The organism is Shewanella sp. BC20 (genome assembly GCF_003129585.1).
GTDB lineage: Bacteria > Pseudomonadota > Gammaproteobacteria > Enterobacterales > Shewanellaceae > Shewanella > Shewanella seohaensis.
The window spans coordinates 143468-169385 of the sequence record NZ_NHRI01000003.1; the positions used below are offsets into that span (position 1 = coordinate 143468).

General features: G+C 48.1%; 18 protein-coding genes. 14 read left to right on the forward strand and 4 right to left on the reverse strand.

Annotated features, from left to right (window positions below; translation table 11 throughout):
- The first annotated feature begins 10 nt into the window (after nt 1-10).
- From mdoH to CBX96_RS04880, 3 genes are all read left to right on the forward strand, one after another.
- The gene (gene mdoH, locus CBX96_RS04870; RefSeq protein WP_109285913.1) at nt 11-2194 is read left to right on the forward strand and encodes a glucans biosynthesis glucosyltransferase MdoH; all 2184 of its coding nucleotides are present in this window, start codon (nt 11-13) and stop codon (nt 2192-2194) included.
- A 230-nt stretch (nt 2195-2424) separates the two neighbouring features.
- On the forward strand, nt 2425-4125 hold the full coding sequence (locus tag CBX96_RS04875) for a murein L,D-transpeptidase (protein WP_109285914.1): 1701 nt from the start codon (nt 2425-2427) through the stop codon (nt 4123-4125).
- Nucleotides 4126-4248: 123 nt separating this feature from the next.
- The gene (locus CBX96_RS04880; protein WP_011622603.1) at nt 4249-4797 is read left to right on the forward strand and encodes a DUF882 domain-containing protein; all 549 of its coding nucleotides are present in this window, start codon (nt 4249-4251) and stop codon (nt 4795-4797) included.
- Here the strand turns inward: CBX96_RS04880 and CBX96_RS04885 are convergent.
- Nucleotides 4748-5182: a hypothetical protein gene (locus CBX96_RS04885; RefSeq protein ID WP_011716892.1), complete on the reverse strand. Its 435-nt coding sequence runs from the start codon at nt 5180-5182 to the stop codon at nt 4748-4750. The two genes, CBX96_RS04880 and CBX96_RS04885, sit on opposite strands and share 50 nt — an antisense overlap.
- 312 nt (nt 5183-5494) lie before the next feature.
- Here CBX96_RS04885 and rplY point away from each other — a divergent pair, with 312 nt between their 5' ends.
- On the forward strand, nt 5495-5782 hold the full coding sequence (rplY, locus tag CBX96_RS04890) for a 50S ribosomal protein L25 (protein ID WP_011622605.1): 288 nt from the start codon (nt 5495-5497) through the stop codon (nt 5780-5782).
- Nucleotides 5783-5888: 106 nt separating this feature from the next.
- Here rplY and CBX96_RS04895 read toward each other — a convergent pair whose 3' ends face one another.
- Both CBX96_RS04895 and CBX96_RS04900 read right to left on the reverse strand, forming a co-directional pair.
- Nucleotides 5889-10214, reverse strand: a complete 4326-nt coding sequence (locus CBX96_RS04895; RefSeq protein ID WP_109285915.1) for a translocation/assembly module TamB domain-containing protein — start codon at nt 10212-10214, stop codon at nt 5889-5891.
- Nucleotides 10211-12067: an autotransporter assembly complex family protein gene (locus CBX96_RS04900; protein WP_109285916.1), complete on the reverse strand. Its 1857-nt coding sequence runs from the start codon at nt 12065-12067 to the stop codon at nt 10211-10213. Before CBX96_RS04900 ends, CBX96_RS04895 begins: the two co-directional genes overlap by 4 nt.
- A 120-nt stretch (nt 12068-12187) precedes the next feature.
- On the opposite strand from CBX96_RS04900, the gene CBX96_RS04905 reads away from it, so the two are divergent.
- The 8 genes from CBX96_RS04905 (at nt 12188) to CBX96_RS04940 (ending at nt 22660) form a co-directional block, all read left to right on the forward strand.
- Entirely contained in the window at nt 12188-13219 is a 1032-nt protein-coding gene (locus tag CBX96_RS04905) for an isoaspartyl peptidase/L-asparaginase family protein (RefSeq protein ID WP_109285917.1), read from the forward strand.
- 251 nt (nt 13220-13470) lie between these two features.
- Nucleotides 13471-13887, forward strand: coding sequence for a CBS domain-containing protein (locus tag CBX96_RS04910; RefSeq protein WP_011716896.1), 417 nt, complete (start codon nt 13471-13473; stop codon nt 13885-13887).
- A gap of 135 nt (nt 13888-14022) precedes the next feature.
- Nucleotides 14023-17904 carry an ATP-dependent RNA helicase HrpA gene (hrpA, locus tag CBX96_RS04915; protein ID WP_109285918.1) on the forward strand — a complete coding sequence of 1294 codons (3882 nt, stop codon included), beginning with the start codon at nt 14023-14025 and terminating at the stop codon, nt 17902-17904.
- Between the two features lie 711 nt (nt 17905-18615).
- Nucleotides 18616-18774, forward strand: a complete 159-nt coding sequence (locus tag CBX96_RS04920) for a periplasmic nitrate reductase, NapE protein (RefSeq protein WP_011716898.1) — start codon at nt 18616-18618, stop codon at nt 18772-18774.
- A 44-nt stretch (nt 18775-18818) separates the two neighbouring features.
- Nucleotides 18819-19076, forward strand: coding sequence for a chaperone NapD (locus CBX96_RS04925; RefSeq protein ID WP_011716899.1), 258 nt, complete (start codon nt 18819-18821; stop codon nt 19074-19076).
- 2 nt (nt 19077-19078) lie between these two features.
- Nucleotides 19079-21568: a nitrate reductase catalytic subunit NapA gene (gene napA, locus CBX96_RS04930; RefSeq protein ID WP_109286032.1), complete on the forward strand. Its 2490-nt coding sequence runs from the start codon at nt 19079-19081 to the stop codon at nt 21566-21568.
- A 10-nt stretch (nt 21569-21578) separates the two neighbouring features.
- The gene (locus CBX96_RS04935; protein WP_011716901.1) at nt 21579-22064 is read left to right on the forward strand and encodes a nitrate reductase cytochrome c-type subunit; all 486 of its coding nucleotides are present in this window, start codon (nt 21579-21581) and stop codon (nt 22062-22064) included.
- An 8-nt stretch (nt 22065-22072) separates the two neighbouring features.
- Complete coding sequence (locus CBX96_RS04940; RefSeq protein WP_011626281.1) at nt 22073-22660, forward strand: cytochrome c3 family protein; 588 nt, start codon at nt 22073-22075, stop codon at nt 22658-22660.
- Nucleotides 22661-22887: 227 nt separating this feature from the next.
- Here CBX96_RS04940 and CBX96_RS04945 read toward each other — a convergent pair whose 3' ends face one another.
- Nucleotides 22888-23847, reverse strand: a complete 960-nt coding sequence (locus CBX96_RS04945) for an integron integrase (RefSeq protein WP_109285919.1) — start codon at nt 23845-23847, stop codon at nt 22888-22890.
- Nucleotides 23848-24156: 309 nt separating this feature from the next.
- Between CBX96_RS04945 and CBX96_RS04950 the strand changes: the two genes are divergently transcribed.
- Together CBX96_RS04950 and CBX96_RS04955 are read left to right on the forward strand one after the other, a co-directional pair.
- Entirely contained in the window at nt 24157-24591 is a 435-nt protein-coding gene (locus tag CBX96_RS04950) for an N-acetyltransferase (RefSeq protein WP_109285920.1), read from the forward strand.
- An 80-nt stretch (nt 24592-24671) separates the two neighbouring features.
- Complete coding sequence (locus tag CBX96_RS04955; RefSeq protein WP_109285921.1) at nt 24672-25487, forward strand: hypothetical protein; 816 nt, start codon at nt 24672-24674, stop codon at nt 25485-25487.
- Nucleotides 25488-25918 lie beyond the last annotated feature (431 nt).

Genomic DNA, 25918 nt, shown 5'->3' on the forward strand with positions numbered 1-25918 from the left:
GCAACATAATATGACTGTATCCGAGAATTCGGTTCTTGAGACTGAAGTGCTCGTGGGTGGTAGCGCCATGCCTAATGAAAGGCCAGGCGCAATGGAACCCCAAAGCTTAAGCCAAATGCCTGAAGGATTTCCGCGTCGTAGCACAGTTGCTAACGGCGTGCGCTCGAAGGTATCCCGTCGATTCTTTGTCGTGGGCGGAGCTCTGGCGCTGTCTGCTTTTGCTATCTACGAAATGGGCGCCGTATTCAGTATCGGAGGGATCACTCCCCTCGAATATCTGATGTTGGTGCTGTTTGCGATTAACTTCTGCTGGATTGCCTTGGCATTTTGTAGTGGTATCGCAGGCTTCTTCATGTTGCTGAAAAAGCCCAAGGCAAACGAGCTTGAGCAGACTGAGCTACATACCCGCACCGCGATTTTGATGCCAACCTATAACGAGTCGCCTGATCGGGTGTTCTCCGCGGTATCTGTGATGGCGGAAGCCTTATCCCAAACGGGGCATGGCCATGCGTTCGATTGGTTTATCTTAAGTGATACCACAGATCCTGAAATCGCCCTGTTAGAAGAACAGGCGTTTTTAGTGCTGCGCCAAGAAACCCATAAACATTCTCGCGTGTATTACCGCCGCCGTCGTAAGAACGTGGCGCGTAAAGCGGGTAACGTGGCGGATTTCTGCCGCCGTTGGGGCTCTCGTTACGATCACTTATTGGTGCTCGACGCTGACAGTTTGATGGAGTCATCGACCATCACTGGCTTAGCACAACGTATGCAGGCCGATCCTGACGCCGGACTTATCCAGACGATTCCATCGCTCATTAATGGCACCACCTTAATGGCGCGTCTGCAGCAGTTTGCGGCACGTATTTATGGTCCTGTGATTGGTACTGGGCTCGGTTGGTGGGTACAAAAAGAAGGTAACTTCTGGGGTCATAACGCCATTATTCGTACCGAAGCCTTTATGGGCGCAGCAGGTCTGCCAAACCTTAAGGGTAAACCGCCATTTGGTGGTCATATCCTAAGCCATGACTTCGTCGAAGCGGCGCTGATTCGCCGTGCGGGCTGGAGTGTGGTCATTGCCTACGACTTACCAGGCTCTTATGAAGAATGTCCGCCATCTATTGTCGATTTAGCCGTGCGCGATCGCCGTTGGTGTCAAGGTAACTTGCAGCATTCCCGTATTCTGCCAACCAAAGGCTTGCACTGGGTCAGCCGTTTGCACTTAATGACGGGCATTATGGCGTATCTGTCATCGCCATTCTGGTTGTTATTGATTTTGACCGGTTTGATGCTCGCCTTGCAGGCACACTTTATTCGTCCTGAGTATTTTACCGACCAATTCTCGCTGTTCCCGACATGGCCAATCATGGACTCGGATAGGGCATTAAGATTGTTCTATATCACCATGGGCGTGTTGTTTGGACCTAAGATTTTCGGCGTATTATTGCTGCTAAAAGATGGCAATTTTGCCCGCAGTGTCGGTGGTCGCATCAAAGCGATTTTAAGCGTGATATTTGAGGTGATCCTCTCTGCACTAATCGCACCTATCATGATGTTCATCCACTGCGGTGCGGTGATGTCGATTCTGATGGGACGTGACAGTGGTTGGTCTCCACAGCGTCGTGACGATGGCAGCATGCCTTGGTTAACCCTGATCTATCGCCACCGCTGGCATATGCTGGCGGGCGTGATGTTAGGTTATGCGGCGATTTTGGACTCCTTAACATTGCTTGCGTGGATGAGCCCCGCCTTGATTGGTCTTTGGTTAGCCGTGCCGATTTCGGCGTGGACGGGGTCAATCAAAATTGGTGAGTTCTTCAAACGCATTGGCATTTTGGCCACGCCAGAGGAGCGTAATCCAGCGCCTATCTGTATTCGTGCTCAAGAGGCTCGTGCCGCTTATCAGGCGCATATCGAGCAGCCTTGGACATTAGCGCAAGTGTTAAAAGATCCAGCGTTAATGGAACTGCATTTAGCTATGGTTGATAAGCAGCCACTGCGTGCAGCGGGTACACCCATTGAACCGGTTGAAGCTATTGTGCACGTAAAAGTGCATGAAGCGCAGTGCCAACAGAGTGCCTTGGCGTTATTTAACCGTCAGGAGATGGCGCTGGTGCTAGCCAATCCGCTGATGCTGCGAAGTTTACAAAAACTGCCCGAGCAGTTTGTGCCAGAAGACTTGGTCTCTTTCTGCTAGGTAACACGTTTTTAGGGTAGCAATTCGCCCCGCTTAATGGGCTTAATTGTTGTCAAATAATTGAAATGCCACTGACGTCTGTCAGTGGCATTTTTGTTTTATCCCTTTACTCGCCTGCATTTCGGCAACGGCTTCAGCTATAGTGAACACAGATTACTGGTGAATTGAGTGTCGATGTTTGCACTTGCGGTAATTTTACGGTCAAGAATCTGCTGTGACAGGGGACGTGTATGATGCCTGTGAGTCGATTAACGCTAAATCCTAATACATCCAACCGCAGCTTTAGCTCACCTAAGCGCTGGCTATTCGGCGCATTGTTGATGGGACTTTCGCTTGCAGTCATAGAATCCTATGCCGCCGAGCCACTGGTAACAGCACCTTTAAGCGTTGAAGCAGAAACGGTTGAGCTGGCCGCTCTTCCGCCTTCTGCTGAAGTCGCTGACCCAGACACTGCAGTTGAGCAAATTCTAGGGCAAACCTTACTCTTGAGTCTTGCCGATGTTAGCCCGGTTTTTAGCGCCAATTATCAACAGTTGATCCAGCGGCAGCATAGGGCGCTGAATAACGAGGAGCAATTGAAGCTTCGCCAAATGCAGCTGCAATTGGATAACTATTGGCAATATCTTGATGCCCAAGCTGAATGCACTGCACCATGCTCATCGGCAGCACTGATCCCTAAGGATGCGTATTTTCGCGCTGTGGTCCTCAAGTTGAAGCAATTGATGGCGTTAGCGGAGTCTTCTTCGTGGGAGACACTCATCCTCGAAGATAAGCTCAGTCCAGGGCAAGAGAGTCCACTCATTGCGTCGATTGCACAGCGCCTTTTCCTATTAGGTTTTCTAGCAGAGATGCCTAGTACGGCTTCCGAGTCAGTAGTCGATAAAGCAGCTTTGCCAGTATCTGAGCTAGGATCTAAGCCAGTCATTAAGTCAGACATTGATCCAAACATTGAGTCAGACCGAATTTCACCAAACGCAACAACTCATGCTGAAACAGTTGCACGGACTGAGCAGGCTGCAACTGATAACAACCTCATGCGTTATGATGATGAACTGGTTATTGCAATAAAAAACTTTCAAACCCAGCATGGCTTACAGGCGGATGGGGTGATAGGTAAACAAACCTTGTATTGGCTTAATCAATCCCCTTATGCTCGGGCAAAGCTGTTGGCGAAAAATACCCTTAGGCAACAGATTTTTACTCGTACCTTACCTGCAAGCTATCTGGTGATAAACATCCCAGCATTTGAGTTGCAATTCGTCGAAGCGGGGAAGGTGATCCTTAATTCAAAAGTGATAGTGGGCAAAGCATCGCGGCCAACACCGTTGCTAAGTAGTCATATCTCCAGCGTGGTGCTCAATCCACAGTGGCGCGTGCCGCGTACCATAGTGCGGCGCGATATCTTGCCCCATATACGCCAAGATGGTCATTACCTACAGGACCGTGGGTTCGATGTTTACGATTATGACGGCGCGCGAGTCGAACATTCGCCGCAGGAGTGGCAAGAGTTGGCGTCCAGCCATTTTCCCTATCGATTAGTGCAACGCCCCGGGACGAAAAACGCCTTAGGTCGATATAAATTTCATTTCGACAACAGTTTTAGCGTGTATTTGCACGGAACTTCTGAGCCAAGTCTCTTTAAAAAGACCGATAGGGCCTTATCATCGGGTTGCATTCGGGTTGAAAAGGTCGAGGAGCTGGCCCGCTGGTTTCAAACTCACTTAGTTAAAGATACGCGCCTTTGGGACAAATTAACGCCTAATACCACTCAATCCCAATGGTTTGCGTTATCAGATACCATGCCTGTCTACACGGTTTATTGGACAGCATGGCTTGATGATGCTGGGCAAATTCAATATCGCAATGATATATATCACTTAGAAGCTGAGTTTACCCAGGCGGTGCCTGCATCAATTTTTTACATTCTATAACGACCTGAACTTTTAAGAGATTTTGAAATCTGAAATCTTGTGAGCCAGTCAAGGCTTGATCTGAATGGCGATTCAGTATAATTTGCGGTTTTAGTGTCCAAAAAACGAACAAAAGGTGATGATGTGACGTTACTTTGTCCTGCCCGTAGGCAGTTGTTGTTAGGCCTCAGTGGTGTGGCATTGTGTTCTTTAATTCCTTCTAAAGCGTTTGCAAGTCGGTCAACCAAAGGGGTTCGCGATCTCAGCCTCTACAATCGCCACACGGGCGAGCATAACAATGGTAGTTATTGGATTGACGGCCATTACCAGAGCGAAGTGTTGAATGATTTTAGTCATTTGCTGCGGGATCATCGCCAGAATGTGGCGGCGCCCATGGATAAACGCTTATTCGATCTGCTTTACACCCTCAAGAGCACCCTCAATACGGAGAATGAGATCCATGTGATTTCTGGTTATCGTTCGCCCAAGACTAACGCCATGTTGGCGGGTAAGAGCAGTGGGGTAGCAAAGAAAAGTTATCACATGCAAGGCATGGCAATGGACATCGCTATCCCGGGTGTAAACCTAAAGACCCTTCGTGATGCGGCGTTATCGCTTAAATTAGGAGGAGTGGGTTATTACCCTAAGTCAGGTTTTGTGCATGTTGACTGTGGCCCAGTCCGCCACTGGTAGTCTTATCGTTTTGCACTGAGAGCTGCTGATAAAACTGCAGCTCGAGTGCTTGAATATCCTGCAAATAATGTTTTAACAGCGGCAAAAAGAGTTGTCCAAGCTTGTTCATTTCCCGGTGTTGTTGCCAGTCGTTCACATGCTGATTGAGGCACTGTGAAAACTTAAATTGCCTGAGTCGCTGGCCTTCAACGGCGGATGATTCACAAAGCTGCATCAACATCAGCAAGCTACGATTTTTTTGTTGAGTGCAGGCGAGCAGCTCTAACAGCTTCAATTCGATCGTGGTCTGCTGATAGGGCACAGTTTCGATAAGTGAGACGAGTTCACGGGCTAATTGGCATGAAAGACGATTTTCTTGTTGCAATAAATACAGCTCGTGACGCATGTTTGACAAGACTAAAGTGACAAAATTTGCCCGAGCTTAGCAGGCATCGACTGGCTTAAGTGTGATCAAGATCGCGGGTTTTTTGATTCAGATCAAAGCCGCTTCGGCTATTTAACAGGCTACAAACAAGTTTTCCAATTCAATAAATACTCTTTGTGATTTATAACGATAGCCGCTCGGTATCATTCAGGTTTAAGAGTGGGGCTGTTCTTGTACCTGCCGAGTAACTGTGTTAGTATGCGCGCGCTTTATATGAGTCACCATTGGTCGAAAATGGTGACGGTTTTTACTCTAAATTTAAGTGAGAAACACATGTCTTACACTATCCAAGCACAAACCCGCACTGAAATAGGGAAAGGTTCGAGCCGCCGCCTACGTCATGCAGGTAAAGTTCCTGCTGTTATCTACGGCGCAGGCAAAGAGCCAGTTTCTATTGTTTTTGATCACAAAGACATCATCAACATTCAAACTAACGAAGACTTCTACACTTCTGTTGTGACTATCGTTTTAGATGGCAAAGAAGTAGGTGTTCGTGCACAAGCTATGCAACGTCACGCGTTCAAGCCAATGATCGAGCACGTTGACTTCGTTTACGCTTAATCGCGTGATTGAAGCAAAAAAGCGCCTCTAGGGCGCTTTTTTTGTGGCTGTTTTTAACGAGCAAGAGTAAAAGTATCCCCGCGCAACCTAGCTACGCGGGGTTGCATCACTTGATATTGAAGTTGTAATAGATATCGAGGGATTGGCCTAAGGTGCCCGATACTGTTTCCAGATAGAGTTGCGATAACAGGTAGTATCTGACCGTCATCTCATACCCTGGGTTAAATACCCCAACACCATATTTCACCATCAGGTTATCACCGATAAAGCCACTGATCGCCACGCGGCCCTCATCGTTGGTGTCCAGTTGTACGTTCGAGAAGCCAAACTCTTCAATAATCCCCGTGGCGGTACTGCCAATGTTATTGATGGCGCCACCGCCGCCGACTTGTGAACCTAAGCCCAGCGCCGCCCCCATCATCAACGAATTATTTTGCTCGTTATTGCTACTATTAAAACCGCTGCCTTTGATAATGTAGGACAGGATCTCCGCTTGTTCCTTAGCAGGGTTAGAGAACAGGGTTACCACCGGGCGGGCAGGTGTGCCTGTGACACGGACACCCGCGACCAGATCTTCACTCTTAATTTCACGAATAGCTTCGATATTTAAGTTAGGCACGGATGTCGGGCCGACAAACTGCACTTCACCGGTACGGATTTTCAGGGTTTGTCCCATAAACTTATAGCTGCCTTGTTTGACTTTAATATCGCCAAATAGCAGTGGTGGGCGGAACGCCTGTTGCTGCAGTTTTAAGGTTCCTTGCAGTTTACCTTTAAGGCCCATGCCATCGACTTTTAAGTCGTTACCGACATTAATGTTTAGATCCGCCACAATGGCATAGGGGCTGGCTTTAGGTTGCGCCGCGGCAATTGAGTCATCGAAGACCACATCTTCCGACAGGGCAACACCGCCTTCAGCGAGTTGGACTATCTTGATATTACCCGAAGGCACATCGACAACCCCTTTGACTTCGAGCTGTTGACTGCTAAAGGCGATGGTGAGATCGGGCGAGACATCAAGTAGCGCAAGTGGCGGTTGGATCACGGCTAATTTGTCGCCCTTAATTGCAAGCTCGCCACTGAATTGGCCCTGAGGCCAGCGCATATCACCCGTAACACGCCCCAAACCATTGCCCATCATCCAGCGGCCTTTGAGGGATGCCTGTTGGCCGCCCAAGTCCATCGACATGTCGATTTTATTGATAAGCGTAGGGTTGGCGGTCAATGCGAGGGCGCCTTGGGTTAAGGACACATTGCCCGACACCTCTGGCGCATCCAAGGTGCCAGCAAAGTTTAATCTGCTGGTTAGCAAGCCTTCGAGGGTATTGAGCTGTGGGAAAAACTCGCCTAAAGGTTGCAGGTTAATTTGCTTGATATTGGCATAACCCGACAAGGTTCTGTCCGGCGTCACGTTGACCGTGACCTCACTCTGCCAACTGGCGACATCTTCCGATTCAAAGCTAATCGACGAGAGGAGTCGTTTAGCATCTAAGTTAGCTTTGAAATCAAGCTGTTGATAATTAATGGTGACTTCACGGTTTTTGGCCCGTTTAAGCTTGATGCTACCGGGAGTAAAATTAAAGTCGACATTGGCCGTGGGTTTACGTCCCGTCGCCCAAGCAAAGTTTGCTAACAGTGAAGAACTGCCATCCCACTGCATATTGTTGGGTAATACAGGCACTAATAGTTTGCCTAGATTGCCCGCATAACTGAGCTGAGCCTCGCCAGTTTTGCCAATGGTCACTTGATTATCGAGGCAAATCTTACTGTTGGGGTTGACCAAACAGAAAGGGGTGATATTACCTTTGGACTTATTTTGATCCCAGCCGACAAGAATATCCTTATCAATCTCCCAACGTCCGACGGGGGTTACCAAGTTGATTTTATTCACCTGCGCCTGCAGTTGGGATTTTTTCATATCGTATTGGCTAGTGACGCCAAGCTCGAGCCCAAGATCCCCTGTAGCGCTGAGAGTCAGTTTTTGGTTTTGAATATCGCCTTTACTGCCCAAGGTCACCGTATCTAAACTCTGTGAGCCAAGTTGCAGCGCCTTTGACTTGAGTGATAGGGCAAACTCATGGGCATCCAAAGGCTTATAGTAAGCCTTGAGTGTTGACTCCCTGAGCTTAATATTTTGATGCACCAGATCGACCAATTGCGCGGTTAACTCGACTTGTGGATGTTTCTCTTCCCCAGTGACATTGATATCGGCCTGCAATTGACCACTGGCCTGGGGCAACCATAAACCGAAATCGGGGACTTGCAGTTTACCCTCAAGGTTCCAGGTTTTATTGGTTTCGCCCGCTAAGGTTAAGGTGGAACCCAATACCTTGGCATTGACACCTTTTGCGCTGATATACAGTTTATCGTTGATGCTGACATCGGCTGTGATATCAAACGGATAACCCTGCATTGTGCCAGACAGTTGGGTGTCCGTTAGAGCCACTTGCCACTGTTTATCTAACAGGCGCCCGGTGGTCTGCAATTGGCCCGAGATTAAACTGTTTGGCAAGCTGCTCGTTGCACTTGCACTTGTAGTTGCTTTTGCATTTGTAGTTGCAGCTGCAGTTGTTGTCGCAGGAGCGGGAGCATTTGTTATTGCCGGCGCTGGCTTATCGGTATTTGTGCTCGGTGCTTTAGAGTCTTTTTTGGGTGTCGATTCTGGAGTCTGTGCAGTTTGTGGCAGAGTGATTTCCTGTAATTTCAGGTTATCGAGCAATACCTTGGCTTTCCAAGTGATCGCCTTAGCGTAATCTAGCTCACCAGTCACATCGACCGAACCTAGTTCGCCCTTCGCAGTAAACTGCTTAATATCGAGCTTTGCATCCTGATGATGAAGCTCACTGCTAATTGCTAACACTTTATGGAAAGGTGTGATGACATTTCCATTAAGCGTCGCGGCTTGCTGCGTGAGGGAGCCTTGGCTGTCGAGGTTGAGGTCGCTCACAAGATACTCGGCATGTTGCAGCGGCCACTGTGCGCGGACTTTTTCCAGTTTGACTTTGTAGGGCAGCGTGGGATCTTTGAGGGTCAATTGTCCATTGAGACTAAAATCCACATCCCCTTTGGCAAGGGCGTGGATCCCCAGCTGTCCGACGCTTTGGCTAAGGGTTAGGCTTAATTGTTGATGGGTCAGTTCTGGTAACTCGGCAACCTGAGTGACATTGGCCTGAACCTCAAGTGCGAGCGGATAGTCCTGTTCGAGGGCGAGTTGACCCACCACAGATACTTCGCCATAACTATGGGCAAGCAGCAGTTTTTCTAGGGTTAACTGATACTTGGCAAATTGACCTTGAAGCTCGATATGGCTAAACAGATCTTCACGCGGACCAATCTGTAAACGGCTGTTGTCTAAACTGAGGTGCTTGACATCCACCGGGAAAGGCATAAAAACCTGTGGTAAATGGGCAAGTGCCCATTCCTCTGTAGATGCTTGCTTATCGGCGTTTTCATCCGTTTGTTTATCTGCTTGAGGATTTGCGGCAGTTTCCGTAGAAGGTTTCTTTTCGACAATTGGCTTGTCCGCTGAAGCTTTAGCACTTGCTGTCGCCGCTGTGGTTGCTGATTTTTCGGTCTCAGACTGAGTGCTCGCCGCTGCGGTCGTAGTTTCAGCCGCAGCAGTTGCAGCTGTCTCGGCTGCCTTGGTGTCAGTAACTTGTGTGCCTGTGATTTGAGTGTCAGTGGCTTGAGTACCTGTAGCTTGAGTGCCTGCGCCTTGAGGATCTGTGTCTGGCGCTGGGCTGTCGTCGGTTGGAATTAACACAGCCAAGCCTTCACTGCTAAGCTGCTCGACCGTCAGTCCTTCGGCAAACCAAGTGGCAGCGGTCTGGATATGATTTGCCGAAAAGCGCATCTTATCGACCGCAATATTGATGTTGTTCAGTTCGGCGCTGTCGAGCTTTATGCCAAAGGGCAGAACCAGTTCACTCGGCTGATCATTTTCGGGGGTAACGTCGGCTTCAGTGGAACCTGAGCTTAAGGCCTCAGTATCGATATTGACATCGATTTGGCTCGCCGTTAAGGCATTCACGCACAGCTGCTTTTGTAGCAGACAAGTGGGTTGCCATGCCAAATGTAAATCCTTGAGCTCGACCTTAATCCCATCCATAGACCAACTGGCGTGGGCTAAGGTGAGATCTTTATTTAAGGAGCCCGAGGTGTAGGTGAGCGCCAGATCGGGCACAAACTTATCGGCTAAACCCACACTTATCCGCGAGCCAATTTCAGTCCCGAGCAGTAATGCGGTTAATACCAAAAGACTTAAGGGAACGTAAACAATAATCCGCGTGCAGAGTTTAAATATTTGCCAAATGCGCAGCTTAAGTGTTTTGGGCTGCACACACGTTGGATTTTGTTCCAAAGACAATTGCTCAGGCGTTTGATTCTCTTGTTGAGCCAGTGCATTAGACTCATGAATAGGGGGCTTGCTCATAGCTCTGTCCCCATGGTTAAGTGAATGCGCCATGAACGGTCAATGGTGTCTGTCTCTTTCAAACCAACCCCTAAATCTAACTTAATTGGGCCAATGGGGGAGATCCAATGGATACCACCACCCACTGAGACTACGGGTTCAAACTGATTGTTATCAAAGGCGTTACCCGCATCCACAAAGGTGGCAACACGCCAAGTCGGGGTGACGTAATATTGATATTCCAAACTGCCGACCATGAGATAGCGACCACCGATAACTTCACGATTGACTTTGCCATCGGCATCGATGTAATCGAGATAAGGCCCAAGTTCTTGATAGCCATAACCACGTATGGTTTGGTCGCCACCGGCAAAATAGCGCAGTGATGGTGGGATAAAGGCCAGCTCATTTTCATTGGCTAAGTTGGCGGCGAGATCCATACGCGCCACGATTCTGTGGTTATCAAAAAAGGTGTCAATCCACTTAAACTTGGCCTGTAAGCGGGCAAGGCGTGTCTCGGAGCCAAGATAAGGATCGGCATAATCTAGGCTATACATTTGCCTGAAACCAGACTTAGGATCGAGTGAGTTATCCCCACGGGTCGTTTTAGAAAAGTTAATCCCCGCCAGATAAAAACTGGGGCTGTAATCGGTATCGGACTGAGTATATTCCTCGCGAATTGCATCGAGGGAATAGGTCATCAGCCATTGATTATCTAAGCGTTGCTGCCTGAGTAGCCCGAGCAAATACTTAGTTGACTCCAATTGGCCTGTGTTACGAAAATCGCGATTCTCGGGCTCGTAAATCTGGGTTACCCCGTATTTATCCCGCAGCAAGCCTAGGCGAATTTTCAATTGATCGTCTAAGGGATGAGTCAGCGGAATCGTATAAGTGGTTAAAAACTTAGGCCTGTCAGGCGACCACTCCAAACTGGTTTCTTGGGAGTGACCGTATTTATTGATTTGTGGCGTACGCCAAGTGACCCGTACTCGCGGATCGAAGGTTTTATCTGCGCTTTGGCCTATGTCGCCACCGAGACCTAATTCAATCGAGTGGCTGGCCTTATTGGTGAGCTCCACCTTGACGGGCAACTGGTTATCCTTTGCCTGATCGATCTGCGGTATGACCTTGATATTGGCGAAATAGCCCGTATCCAACAATTGGCGATTTAGAGCGCTGACCCGACGGGTCGAATAGGCGGCATCTTCCTTGAAGGGGATAAGCTTAGTGAGAATATCCGGCTCTAAGGTATGGCCTTCAAAGCTCACTTGTCCAAAATGGTAACGTGCGCCTGAGTTAAAATGCAGGCTAATTTGCGCCGTGTTTAAATCGCGGTTGATTTTGATTTGCGACTCGGTGAATTCGCCATCGAAATACCCCCTCGCTAGGGCAAGCGTCACCAGTTGGGATTTCACATCGGAATACACCCCATGGTTGAGCGTATCCCCAGGCTTGATATTGACCTCCGCAAGCCACTTATCGAAGGCGCGATCGTCGAGCATCTCACCAGAGAAACTAATATCAACCCATTGGATCTTTACCGGTTCACCCGCTTTGACCGTGAGCTTTAATTCCCACGGGCCTTTTTCTTTTTCGACTAACTGTTCTTCCACTTCGCCATGGTAATAGCCCATGGACTCGAGGGCGGTGGAGACATTGTCTTCCACGTTAAATAAGAAGGCTCGGCGCTGCACTTCGGAGTCGGGCATAGCACCTAAGTGGGCGAGAATATTACGCTTTAGGGCTTCGTCGACCCCGTTCACTGAAAGCGTTAACAAGTTATCGGCGGCCATCGCCCCCGATGTCACTAAACTCAGGCCAAGTAGCAAATGAAGACGAAAAGATAATGACGTTATTTGCAAGTATCGCTGCACTTTATAATCCCTGTGATGTGAGTTCATTGTCGCCAGAATAGGCGCAACAGGCAAGGAGATGATTGAAATTAGTCATTGAAATGGTTACAAAGGACGTTACTGTTTAAGGGGATGTAAATAATGAAAATAAAATTAGCCACCTTTAGTTTAATTCTCTCGAGTGCACTTTTTATGTCACAAAATACCCAAGCGAATGAAAAACCTTTTGCCATTGCGATCCACGGTGGCGCTGGCACGATTTCTAAGGCCAACCTCACACCAGAGCTGCGTCAGGCCTATAAAGACAAGCTTAAAGAGGCCGTCGATAAAGGCTCAAAAGTGCTCGAGCAGGGCGGTGATAGCTTAGTTGCGGTGCAAACCGCTATCAATGTATTAGAAAACAGCCCGCTGTTTAACGCCGGTGTCGGTTCGGTTTACACCTATGATGGCGGCCACGAGTTAGATGCTTCGATTATGGATGGTAAAACCATGAATGCGGGCGCCGTAGCGGGTGTACGCCATATCGCTAATCCCATCGATTTGGCCTTAGCCGTAATGAATAAGTCTGAGCATGTCATGCTGTCGGGCGCAGGCGCCGAGGAGTTTGCCTTAACCCAAGGTTTTACACTGGTACCTAACAGCCATTTCGATAGCGATGCCCGTTATCAGCAATTACTCGATGCCAGACAAAAACTGCAGGCGGCTGAAAAATCAGATCAAATTGCGGGTATTGAGATGAAAGATCTCGATTATAAATTTGGGACCGTTGGTGCTGTAGCCTTAGATAAAAACGGCAACTTAGCGGCGGGCACTTCCACTGGTGGTATGACGGCCAAGCGCTTTGGTCGCATTGGTGACTCGCCCGTGATTGGGGCTGGCACCTATGCCGAAAACGGCGTTTGCGCTGTGTCGGCCACGGGCCACGGCGAGTTTTTTATTCGCTACCAAGTGGCGGGCGATATCTGCGCTAAGGTGAAATACCAGCAAAAATCCATTATTCAAGCGGCAGATGAAGTGATTAATCAACGCCTTATCACCGCTGGCGGCTCTGGTGGTGTGATAGCTGTCGACCACAGGGGCAATATTGCTACGCCATTTAACACCGAAGGCATGTACCGCGCTACCCGTAGTAATGGCGAGCCTGCCCAAGTGATGATTTGGCAGGACCAATAAGGATACAGTCTATTGCCTTAGCGCGTGCTTAACATGCGCTAAGGCAATACCTCTAAGCCATCCCTTTCAAAATGGCGTTTGTAGGCCCAATGTTATCCCTCTAAATCACCGCTTTTATCCGCCCAATTTCCTTCCCGCTGAGTAAATAGATAAGTCCAATCGATATTAATCGCTTACCACTTGCGAGATTTTGACTAGACTCAAAGCGTAAGCCGAGTTGAGTTAGTAAAGGATAGATTGGGGAGATTGCTATGGATTCAATAAAAATACGCGACCATATGGATCGTCAACCCGTATTGCTACGCGCCAATATGTCGCTGGCCACTGCGGTTGAAAAACTGTTAGACAATAACAAGATGGGTGCCGCCGTCGTGGATGATAACGGCGATTTAGTGGGCTTTTTATCCCAGCAAGATTGTTTAGCCGTGATGCTAAAGAGCAGTTATCACTGTGATATGACCTCAGTGGTAAAAGATTGTATGCGCACCGAAGTCTTGTATGTCGGTCCCGATGACAGCATTTTGCAATTAGCAGAGCAAATGCTTGGCTCTAAACCTAAGATTTATCCCGTGGTTGAGCAGGGCAAAGTCGTCGGCACCATTAACCGCACGAACGTGCTGCGCGCCATGAATGTGTATATGCAGCAATGTTACTTAGCACCCGCCTAAGCTCTAAGCTCTAAGCGCTAAGCCTTTCAAAAGGTGATTAATTTGCCTATTTTTCATCCTTTTGAGGCCAAATTAGTCGTACCAATACGTCACGTTCCTTGCTAGGATCGCTGTTTTCGATGCTAGCAATGGAATTTGGTTTTGAACTCTGACAAACATCCGCTATCGAGCGACTTTCTCAAGCAGTGCTTTCAAAGTGATGCCTCGCGGATCCGCCGCCGTTTATTTAAGCTCAATAAAGAAGCCGATTCTGATAAGAAAACCCAAGAGTTAGCCAAACTTGCCGAGCAGGCGCAATCAGCGTTCGAAAAGGTCGAGCAGCGCCTTAAGGCGCGCCCGAAAATCCAATACCCAGATAATTTGCCCGTAAGCGGCATGCGCGAAGAAATAGCTAAAGCCATCAGTGAAAACCAAGTGGTGATCATTGCGGGTGAAACTGGTTCGGGTAAAACCACTCAGCTCCCGAAAATCTGTTTAGAACTGGGCCTTGGTAGTCGCGGCTTTATTGGTCATACCCAGCCGCGCCGTTTAGCGGCGCGCAGCGTGGCGACACGTGTTGCCGAAGAATTACAAAGTCCGCTCGGCGAAGTGGTGGGCTTTAAGGTGCGTTTTGCCGATGCCTTAAAGAGTGAATCCTATATCAAGCTGATGACTGACGGGATTTTACTGGCGGAACTCACCTCGGATCGTTATTTAGATCAATACGATACAATCATTATCGACGAGGCGCACGAGCGCAGCCTCAACATCGATTTTATCTTGGGTTACCTCAAGCAAATTCTGAAAAAACGCCCCGATCTTAAGATCATCATCACCTCGGCGACTATCGATGTTGAGCGTTTTTCTAAGCATTTCAATAATGCACCTATTATCGAAGTTTCTGGCCGGACGTATCCGGTGGAAACCCGTTATCGCCCGCTGGTGCAAGATACCGAAGCGGATCTCGACCAAATCGAAGGGATTTTTGCTGCCGTAGATGAGTTAGTCGCAGAAGGCTTGGGCGATATTCTGATCTTTATGAACGGCGAGCGTGAAATTCGTGATACTGCCGAGCAGCTTAATCGTCGCAATTACCGCGATACTGAGATTTTGCCGTTATATGCGCGCCTGTCTTACGGCGAGCAGTCCAAGGTATTCAGCAGCCATACTGGGCGTCGCATCGTGCTTGCCACTAACGTGGCGGAAACGTCGCTGACAGTCCCTGGTATTCGTTATGTAATTGATCCAGGCACAGCGCGGATCAGCCGTTACAGTTATCGCACTAAGGTGCAGCGCCTGCCAATCGAGCCCATTTCACAGGCCAGTGCCAATCAGCGTCAAGGCCGCTGCGGCCGTGTTGGTCCAGGTATTTGTATTCGTTTATACGATGAGGCGGATTTTAACAGTCGTCCCGCGTTTACCGATCCTGAAATCCTACGCACAAACTTAGCCTCGGTGATTTTGCAGATGCTTGCCATCGGCCTTGGCGATATTGCGGCGTTCCCCTTTATTGAGCCGCCCGATCCGCGCCATATTCGCGATGGCTTCTTACTGCTTGAGGAATTACAGGCGGTTAAGCAGCAGAAGGGCAATATAGTGTTAACGCCGCTGGGGCGGCAGTTATCGCAAATCCCCGTCGATCCACGTTTAGCGCGTATGGTGGTCGAAAGCCACCAACTTGGTTGCTTAAATGAGGTGTTAGTGATCGCCGCAGGTCTGTCGATTCAAGATCCCCGCGAGCGTCCCATGGATAAAAAGCAGGCGTCCGATGAGGCCCATCGCCGTTTTGCCGATCCCCATTCTGATTTTGTCAGTTGGGTGAACCTATGGCAGCACTTAAAAGAGCTGCAAAAGGAATTATCCGCCAGCCAGTTCCGTAAAAAATGCCGCGACGAGTACTTAGCCTACCTGCGTGTGCGTGAATGGCAGGATTTATATACTCAGCTAAAACAAGCGGTTCACGATTTAAAGTGGCGCTTAAACGAGACGCCAGCCAACTACGATGCGCTGCACCGTGCGTTGTTATCGGGTCTACTTAGCCATATCGGCTTTAAGGACAATAACAACGAGTACTTAGGCGCGCGCAATCGTAAGTTTTTTGTGTTCCCTGGTTCACCGCTGGCGAAAAAAGGCCCGAAATGGATCATGGCGGCGGAGCTGACCGAAACCTCTAAGCTGTTTGCCCGCTGCTGCGCCAAAATTGAACCCGAGTGGCTCGAGCCGTTAGCGGCGCATCTGATTAAAAAGAATCACCTCGAGCCGCATTTTGAGGCAAAACAGGGCAGTGTGATTGCCTTTGAAAACCAAGTACTCTACGGTTTGACCGTGGTGCATCGCCGCCGCGTGCAATATGGGCCGATTAATCCTGTTGAAGCGCGGGAGATCTTTATCCGTAGCGCGCTTGCCGAAGGGCAATTACAAACCAAAGAAGCCTTCTTTATCGCTAACCAAAAGTTACTAGAGGATGTCGAAGCGCTCGAGCACAAGTCCCGTCGCCGCGATATTTTGGTCGATGAACAAGTGTTGATGGACTTTTACGAGCCGCGCATTCCCGAAGGCATCTATAACGCGCCTAAGTTCTTTAGCTGGTGGAAGGAAGCGCGCCGAACTCAACCCGATTTACTCGATTTTAATAAGTCACTATTGATGCAGCGCAGCGCCGATCACATCTCGGCGCTCGATTTCCCCGACACTTGGCATAAGGGCAATATTCGCTTGCAACTGAGTTATCACTTTGATCCTGCGGCGAGTGATGATGGTGTCTCTGTGCATATTCCTGTGGCGCTACTCAATCAAATCGATGATACGGATTTCGATTGGCTGGTGGCGGGGATGCGTGAGGAGAAATGCGTTGCCCTGATTAAGTCTTTACCTAAGGGACTAAGACGTAACTTTGTGCCTGCGCCCGATTATGCCCGCGCCTGCGTACAGGCGATGCAGCCCTTTAGCGCCAGTTTACTCGACGCCATGTGCAAACAGCTTTTGCGTATGAGTGGCACGCGCGTCAATCCCGAAGATTTTGATGTCACGCAGATGCCCGCGCATTTGCAGATGAACTTTAAGATTGAGGACGACAAGGGCAAATTAGTCGCACAGGGGCGGGTACTCGATACCCTAAAGGCCGAGTTACAGGGCGTTGTCGCTAAGGCGATACGTCAAGTGGCGGATAAGGGCATTGAGAAAGAAGCGCTCACCGAGTGGTCCTTTGGCGACTTACCGAAACAGTTTGAACAGCGTAAGGGTAACTACCAAGTGCGGGCTTTCCCCGCACTGATTGATAATAAAGACTCAGTTGCCATCAAATTATTTGATGATGAATTTGAGGCGCAGTCGGCGCATCGTCAAGGTCTACGTCGCTTGCTTTTACTCAATATTCCATCGCCGGTAAAACACCTGCAACAGGCTCTGCCGAACAAGGCAAAACTGGCGATGTATTTCAATCCATTTGGCCAAGTGCAAATTCTGATTGATGACATCATTTCCGCAGCGGTGCAGCAATTGCTTGATGAAAAGGCGCTGGATGTACGCGATGCCGCTCAGTTCGAACAGGCCAAGGATTGGGTACGCCAAGAGCTGAATCCAACGGCTGAGCAAATCGCCCTAAAAGTGGAGCAGATTTTGACGCTCTATCAGGGCATTAAAAAGCGGACTAAGGGTAAAATTAGCTTAGATATCGCTTTTGCGATGAGTGATATTCAAAGCCAATTAGACCAATTAGTGTTTAAGGGATTCGTCGAAGCCTGTGGTTGGAATCGCTTAGCGGATGTGGCGCGTTACTTAAAGGCGATTGAAACCCGTATCGATAAGTTGCCTGTGGATCCGACCCGTGACCGTTTGCATATGCAGAGTATCACTAAAGTGCAGGAGGCCTTAGCGGCGCAACTTGCCAAGGTGCCGCGCTCACAGCCCGTACCTGCGGCACTGATTGAAGCCCGTTGGATGATTGAAGAGTATCGGGTGTCTTGCTTTGCACAGGCGCTGGGAACGGCTTATCCCATCTCGGAGAAGCGTATCTTAAACCATATCCTGCTGAGTTAATGATGTTGATACATTACGGATTGAATCTGTAGATTCAGTGAGTTGAGCGTAGCGTTATCTTTAGCATTAAAAGCCGAACCTTAGGGTTCGGCTTTTTTATTGATCATTTTCACCTAACTACCATTAGCCACGACAGACTTGTCCCTTACTGCATAGACTTTCGCTTTGGGCTATCACAGGCTAACCCCAAAGGACAAAGTCGGTGGCGAATGAATGGGTCTTAATGGCGATATTAAGAACCTCAAATTTGCGTGGTCAATTAGCCAATACGGTAGGGGATTTGGCTGTTTCTTGAGTGAGTTAACGCGTTGACGAAGATATTAAGCCGATTTCGCCGTGGATAATCGGTCATTCGCGCCTTCCTTTACCATCCCCTAATACTCCTTAAGGAATATTTTGTTTAAATCTTGTGCGCTTTACTTGCTGAGCGCCTATCTTTTTTCCATGCTTTAGCAATTGGTTAATAAAAAAACATAACCAATCAATCTATTTACAATCTAAAAAAACGCTTAAAAACCATGATCTAACTAAATCTATCGCCAAATTGATGATCTGGATCAAGCATCAAAGGGTTTACCGATTTGGAGGTATACAGTTTGTTAACACCTTAACGCTATGATCATTTCGTGGATCAAAGATGCAATTGAGATACCTATAAATCCTGCATTGGTCAGAGCAATCCATCACAGGAACGAACCTCTTGGAGGACGCATGAGTGCTAACAGCGCAGCAGAAAAATCCTTAGAACTGAAAATTTTTATCTTTTTAACCGTATTTCTCGCCCCCCTCTTATCCGTGTTGTTGGTGAGTGGATTGGGATTTGCCATATGGTTTAGCCAAATCTTCACCGGCCCACCGGGTGCAGGTTGAGGCCTAAAGAACAATAACAACAGCATGAATAAGCGGAGTGTCGGATGAGCAAAGAGCTTCATATCACGAGTCTAGTGGTGCAAGTCATGCCACAAAAAATGGCGGATGTTAGGCAACACATTATGGCGATTGAAAATGCCGAACTCTCTGTTAATAACGAAGTGAAACTCGTCGTCGTACTTGAAGGTGACTCCCAACGTGCCTTGATGGACGGTATCGAACAGATTAATGCCATTCCTGGCGTCTTGTCCGCCACTATGGTTTACCACCAGAGTGAAGAGCTCGAAGAGGGTGAAGAATGAACATGAATAGACGTGACTTTATCAAAGCCAATGCGGTGATTGCAGCAGCGGGCGCGGCAGGCTTAGCACTGCCGGCGTCGGCGAGCAATTTAATCACCAGCTCAGAACAAACTAAATTAGAGTGGAACAAAGCCCCATGCCGCTTCTGTGGTACGGGCTGCTCTGTGATTGTCGCGACCCGCGAGGGCAAAGTGGTTGCTACCCACGGCGATGCAAATAGTGAAGTGAACCGCGGCCTTAACTGTATTAAAGGTTATTTCCTGTCGAAAATTATGTACGGCAGCGATCGTTTAACGACGCCAATGCTGAGAATGACCGACGGCAAGTATGACAAGCACGGTGAGTTTACCCCCATCAGCTGGGACAGTGCCTTCGATATCATGGCGCAGAAATGGAAAGAAACCCTAAAAGCCAAAGGCCCGACTGCAGTTGGGATGTTTGGCTCGGGTCAGTGGACCGTTTGGGAAGGTTATGCCGCGGTTAAGCTGATGAAGGCTGGCTTTGGCTCTAACAACATCGACCCGAATGCGCGCCATTGTATGGCGTCTGCCGTTGTCGGCTTTATGCGCACCTTCGGTATCGATGAGCCTATGGGCTGTTACGATGATATGGAAGCGGCCGATGCCTTTGTGCTTTGGGGCTCCAACATGGCCGAAATGCACCCGATCTTATGGACTCGGGTGACTGACCGTCGTTTAAGTGCATCCCATGTGAAGGTGGCTGTACTCTCGACGTTTGAGCATCGCTCCTTCGACCTCGCGGATTTACCGATTGTATTTACGCCGCAAACCGACTTAGCCATCCTAAACTTTATCGCCAACTACATCATTCAAAACGATAAAGTGAACTGGGACTTTGTGAAGAAGCACGTTAACTTCCGGCAAGGTACCACGGATATCGGCTATGGTTTACGTCCAACCCATCCGCTGGAGCAGAAAGCCAAGAACGTGAAAACGGCAGGGGATTCGACTCCGATTGATTTCGATACCTTTAAGGCCTTTGTGGCCGAATATACGGTGGAGAAGGTCAGCAAGATGTCGGGTGTGCCTGAGGCTAAACTTATCGAGTTGGCCAAACTCTATGCCGATCCTAATACCAAGGTCACCTCTTTCTGGACCATGGGCTTTAACCAACATACCCGCGGCGTGTGGTGTAATAACCTGATTTATAACATCCACTTACTGACTGGTAAGATTTCGACCCCTGGTAACAGTCCGTTCTCGTTAACCGGTCAGCCTTCTGCCTGTGGTACGGCTCGTGAAGTGGGGACTTTCTCCCACCGTTTACCGGCCGACATGGTGGTGACTAACCCAGAGCATAGAAAACACGCCGAAGAAATTTGGAAGATCCCTAGTGGCATTATTCCGCCAAAACCCGGTTATCATGCCGTAGAGCAAAACCGCCGCTTAAAAGATGGCGACTTGAACTGCTATTGGGTGCAAGTGAACAACAATATGCAGGCAGGGCCGAACATCAATGAGGAAGGCTTACCTGGCTATCGCAATCCTGCCAACTTTATTGTGGTGTCCGATGCGTATCCCACTGTCACGACTCAGGCTGCGGACTTAATTTTGCCAACCGCCATGTGGGTTGAGAAAGAGGGCGCCTATGGTAATGCTGAGCGTCGTACTCAATTTTGGCATCAAATGGTGCAAGCGCCTGGCGAATCCCACTCGGATCTGTGGCAGTTGATGGAGTTCTCTAAGCGCTTTACGACCGACGAGGTCTGGTCGAAGGAAGTCTTAGCGGCGAATCCACAATTTAAGGGCAAAACCTTATTTGAAGTGCTGTACCAAAACGGCAATGTCGATAAGTTCCCACTGGCCGATACCGATCCTAAGTATTTGAACAACGAGGCGAAACATTTTGGCTTCTATGTTCAAAAAGGCCTGTTCGAAGAATATGCGACCTTTGGCCGTGGTCATGGCCACGATTTAGCGCCTTTCGAGGCCTACCATGAAGCTCATGGTCTTCGCTGGCCCGTGGTCGATGGTAAAGAAACCAAGTGGCGTTTCCGTGAGGGCAGCGATCCCTACGTCAAGGCTGGCACTGGCTTCGAATTCTACGGTAAACCCGATGGCCGCGCGGTGATTTTCGCCTTGCCTTTCGAGCCACCCGCAGAATCACCAGATGATGAATACGATATGTGGTTATCAACTGGACGTGTGCTTGAGCATTGGCATTCAGGTTCGATGACTCAACGCGTGCCAGAGCTTTACCGTGCCTTCCCCGATGCAGTGTGTTTTATGCACCCAGAGGACGCCAAAAAACGCGGTTTACGCCGTGGGGATGAAGTGCGCGTAGTGTCTCGCCGCGGTGAAATCAAAACCCGTGTCGAAACCCGTGGCCGTAACAAACCACCTGCGGGACTCGTGTTTGTACCTTGGTTCGATGCCAGTCAGCTCATTAACAAAGTCACCTTGGATGCGACAGATCCACTGTCAAAACAAACCGACTTTAAGAAATGCGCCGTGAAAATCGTCAAGGTATAAGGAGTACAGGATGAAAACATTCAAATTAGTCTCAGCATTCAGTGTGCTTGCCTTCTCCACCCTGATGATGACCAGCGTGACTGCGGCGAGCATTCCTGAGGACAGAATAGATACTTTGCGTCAGGCGCCAATCAACGTTGAGCCAACTCCGCCCGCGATGCAGGCGGTGCTGAACAAAGATATCAAAGAGATGCGTAACTACCCGATGCAGCCACCAGTGATCCCGCACAAGATCGACGGTTATCAGCTCGATCTTAAGGTCAACAAGTGTATGTCATGTCATGCCAGACACCGCACGGGGGACTCCCAAGCGCCTATGGTCAGCGTGACTCACTATATGGATAGGGATAACAATTTCTTAGCTGAGCTTTCGCCAAGACGTTACTTCTGCACTCAGTGCCATGTGCCGCAACTGGATGCCAAATTACTGGTCGAGAACGACTTTGTGGATATGGATCATCTGATTAAAGCGAACACTGAGCAGAAAACACACTAGGAGTCAGCATGTTAGATAAACTCAAAAAGATCTGGCAAGTTCTCAATCGTCCGAGTGTGCACTACAGTTTAGGGTTTTTAACCTTAGGTGGCTTTGTGGCGGGAGTGATCTTCTGGGGGGGCTTTAACACCGCGCTTGAAGCCACCAACAAAGAAGCCTTCTGTATCGGTTGCCACGAAATGGAAAATAACGTCTATCAAGAGTTACAGTCGACTATCCATTTCACAAACCGCAGTGGTGTGCGTGCGACTTGTCCTGACTGCCACGTACCGCACAACTGGACCGATAAGATTGCCCGTAAGATGCAGGCATCGAAAGAAGTGTGGGGTAAAGTGTTTGGTACCATCAATACCCGCGAAAAGTTTGAGAACAAACGTCGCGAGCTGGCCGAACATGAATGGGAACGGTTAAAGGCAAACGACTCGCTCGAGTGCCGTAACTGCCATAACTTTACCTACATGGACTTTACCAGACAGTCGCCACGCGCCGCCCAGATGCACTCAACATCCTTGGCCAGTGGTGAGAAAACCTGTATCGATTGCCATAAAGGGATTGCTCACCATCTTCCCGATATGGCAGGGGTTGAAGGTTTCTAGACTCGACTCACATTCCATCTCCAGCCAAAGGCCAAGTGCTCTCCACACTTGGCCTTTTTTATGGCGAAGAAAAATCCGTATGTGGCATAGGCGGGATTTAGTTCGCTATCGCCTTTTCTGGCTCGTTTCACCATGGCGCGTTATCGGGGCTACTGACAATTAACTCAGCAAGCTGTAAGTAGACCAAATTTTAGTAATACTGCTGAGTTTCGAAAGGACTCTGACATTTATAATGTGTCTAACGGGCTAGTTGTCCCCGCAAAATGTTGGCCAAGTACATGTGTATAGATTTGTGTGGTACTAACGTCGTTGTGGCCCAGTAACTCTTGAACACTTCTTATATCACGACCAGCTTGAAGCAAATGGGTTGCGAAGCTATGCCTAAACGTATGGCAGGTGACGCGTTTATTCATTTGAATATTACGCACGGCATTCCCGAGCGCTTTACGAATAACACTTTGATGTAAATGATGCCTGCAAAGTGTTCCTGTATAAGGATTGATACAGGTTGTACTAGAAGGGAAAATAAACATCCATCCGTGTTGCCTAAACGCATTGGGATACTTGCGTTCTAATGCATTTGGCAGAGATGGACCTATCCCTCGAAGGTTGTCATTCTGTTGAGTCTTAATAGCCTTTTCAATATATGTAGTGAGCTTTTCTGCGCATCTATGGCTGAGGATGGTTTGCCTATCTTTATGTCCTTTACCGTCTCTAACGCTCAGCGAAGCTCTCTCAATATCAATATCTTGGATACGTAACCTGAGGCATTCTGACACTCTTAGTCCACTACCATAGAGTAGTTCTATTATTAGCTTATCGCGGCCATCAAGTTCATTTAGTATTAGTGAGATTTCTGATGGGGATAACACTGTCGGTAAATGTCTCTGTTTAGTGGCATAGCAAAAACCTAAATCCCCAAGCTCATGGTGCAAATGTTTCTGATACAAATAGGCTAACGCGTTAAGTGCAATTTTTTGTGTGTTGATGGCCACATTTCGTTGATTGGCAAGGAAGGTTAAAAATTGTGTAACTTCTTCCGTTCCCATTGTTTCAGGGTGACGCTTGCCGTGAAAGTTAATAAAGGCCTTGATCCAATACAGATAGGTTTTTTCCGTTCTAATACTGTAACCACGCATACGCATTTCTTCTTGAAGGCTGCTTAGAAATGGGCTTTTTAGACTCATGATGGCCCTCGTCCTTAAATACTGTTGTTTTATACAGTATTATTTGAAATTCCAAGATATCAAGGAGAATAGTGAAAAAATTTTGCGCGTTTGTACATGAACAAATTCAGATTGTTTATGTTTATCAAAAAGTTATGTCTTTGCGATTTGAGATAATAGGTTTGGAAAACGCGCATGCGCGTTTTTACTGATGGTATATTTAACAGAATGCTGATAAGTTCTTTGCATACAGATAGTTAACAGTGCGCGTTTTCACTGGTCCAACGAGATAAACGCGCATGCGCACTAATAAAATGTTAGGCGTCAAAGATGGATCTTCGAATATCGCCTGCAAGCATGCGTGATGTAATTTTCGCTAATGGGCTTGCACAAGAGAATATGCGCCATTACTACGAGCGTTATGATCTCGAATGGAACAGCGATGACTTCTCACAGGAATGGAACGCGCTTGAAAGCTACGTTATCTTTGAAGCCAATACTCAGGTTGGATTCTTGAGTTTAAACATGCACTGCGCCAACCTATACATACGCGAAATACAGATTACAGAAAAATATACCGGCCAAGGTATCGGAACCTGGGTAATATCTCAAATCACATCAATCGCAAAAAAGCGAAACCTACAATCCATTCGACTAAAAGTCTTCAATGACAACCCAGCAAAATCGCTATACCAGCGCCTTGGCTTTCTTGTTGTAGGCACTGAGCCTAATTTACTTCGAATGGAGCGTGGTGTTGCCCCCTAACAAATGGTTCAAACCGTTCGCTTCGCTCACTGGGACGGGCTAAAGCCCGCCCCTTAACCAAACGTTAGGCATTCAAATAAATGACATTACTTGTAGCTTGGACTGGTATCGATTCTAGAAGCCCTGCTTCGGTATATATAGCTACCGATAGTAGAGTTTCTTGGGGTGATCAGGACTATTTTGACAATGCAAATAAAACATTTGCTCTACGACAATTTCCAGCAATATTAGGTTATTGTGGAGATTCACTTTCCAGTCAAATGCTCATTTCACAAGCGATAGCAGTGATTGAAGCAATACCTGAATACAAGGGTACGACTCTTGAAGACTTAGTAGATATATTCATCCGCCTTATTGTAAGAAATTACAAACAGTACCCAGCAAAACTGTCAACCGGAACTTTTACCGTTGTGATATGCGGAAAATCGACAGTGAGTTCAGTCGGCGACTTTGAATGCTTTCGTATTGATTCTAATTTTAATAAAACAACTAAAACGAAATTAAATTTCCCTAGTGTGTCAGGTCCCATAGTTATTGCTGGTAGTGGGGAAGATGAATTTAAAACGCAATATAAAAAGCGACAAGTAATCGAAAATCCGAACCAATCAACCAGTCGTGACGTTTTTCATTCCTTCTATCAAACTATTAGTCAAAGTGAAAATTACACTGTTGGTCCAATCCCACAAATCGTCTCTGTTATTCGAAAGCCTAACACTGGAGGCTCTCATTGTGGGGTTGTTATTGAAAAGAAAAGGTATATCTCAGGACAATTGATAGATAGAGATATTGCTCCTCTCGGCCTGCAGTGGTTTAATGGTAACTTCGAAATAACTAATCCGCATACGAAACAAAGAGAGCCTGATGCTCAAGTCCAACCACCGTTTCGTTGCAAATAGAGCAACTCCCTACGCCCTCCCAATCTATGAGGGTGCGAGGTGCTGTCGGCCCAGTCCTCAGCGAGGGCTGGGCCTAGTAGGGTCCTTCAATAGCCTAACAAACATGTCAACCGGACAGCTTTTGCTCCGAACTTTTGTGCATTCCGCTCCATTTTTGCACAAAACTACTCCTCAAAAACTGCCGGTTACATGGGCGTTAGCTTGTAAAAGCATGGTCGGTTCAATTGCGCTTTTGCGGTACGTTCGGTGGTTTTGTCAGTTCGTTACTTCAAAGCCGGTTTTCATCGCGCAACTGGCCTGAAAGGGAAGTGAAAGTAGTACAAACCGTTGGCGTCTTGCGCCAACGACCCGGAAGCGGCAGCTTGGTTTTGTAGTTTTGCTGTCGTTAGTTTTTAAATTGCACGGCTGGCGCTGTTTGTTGCACGGGTTGC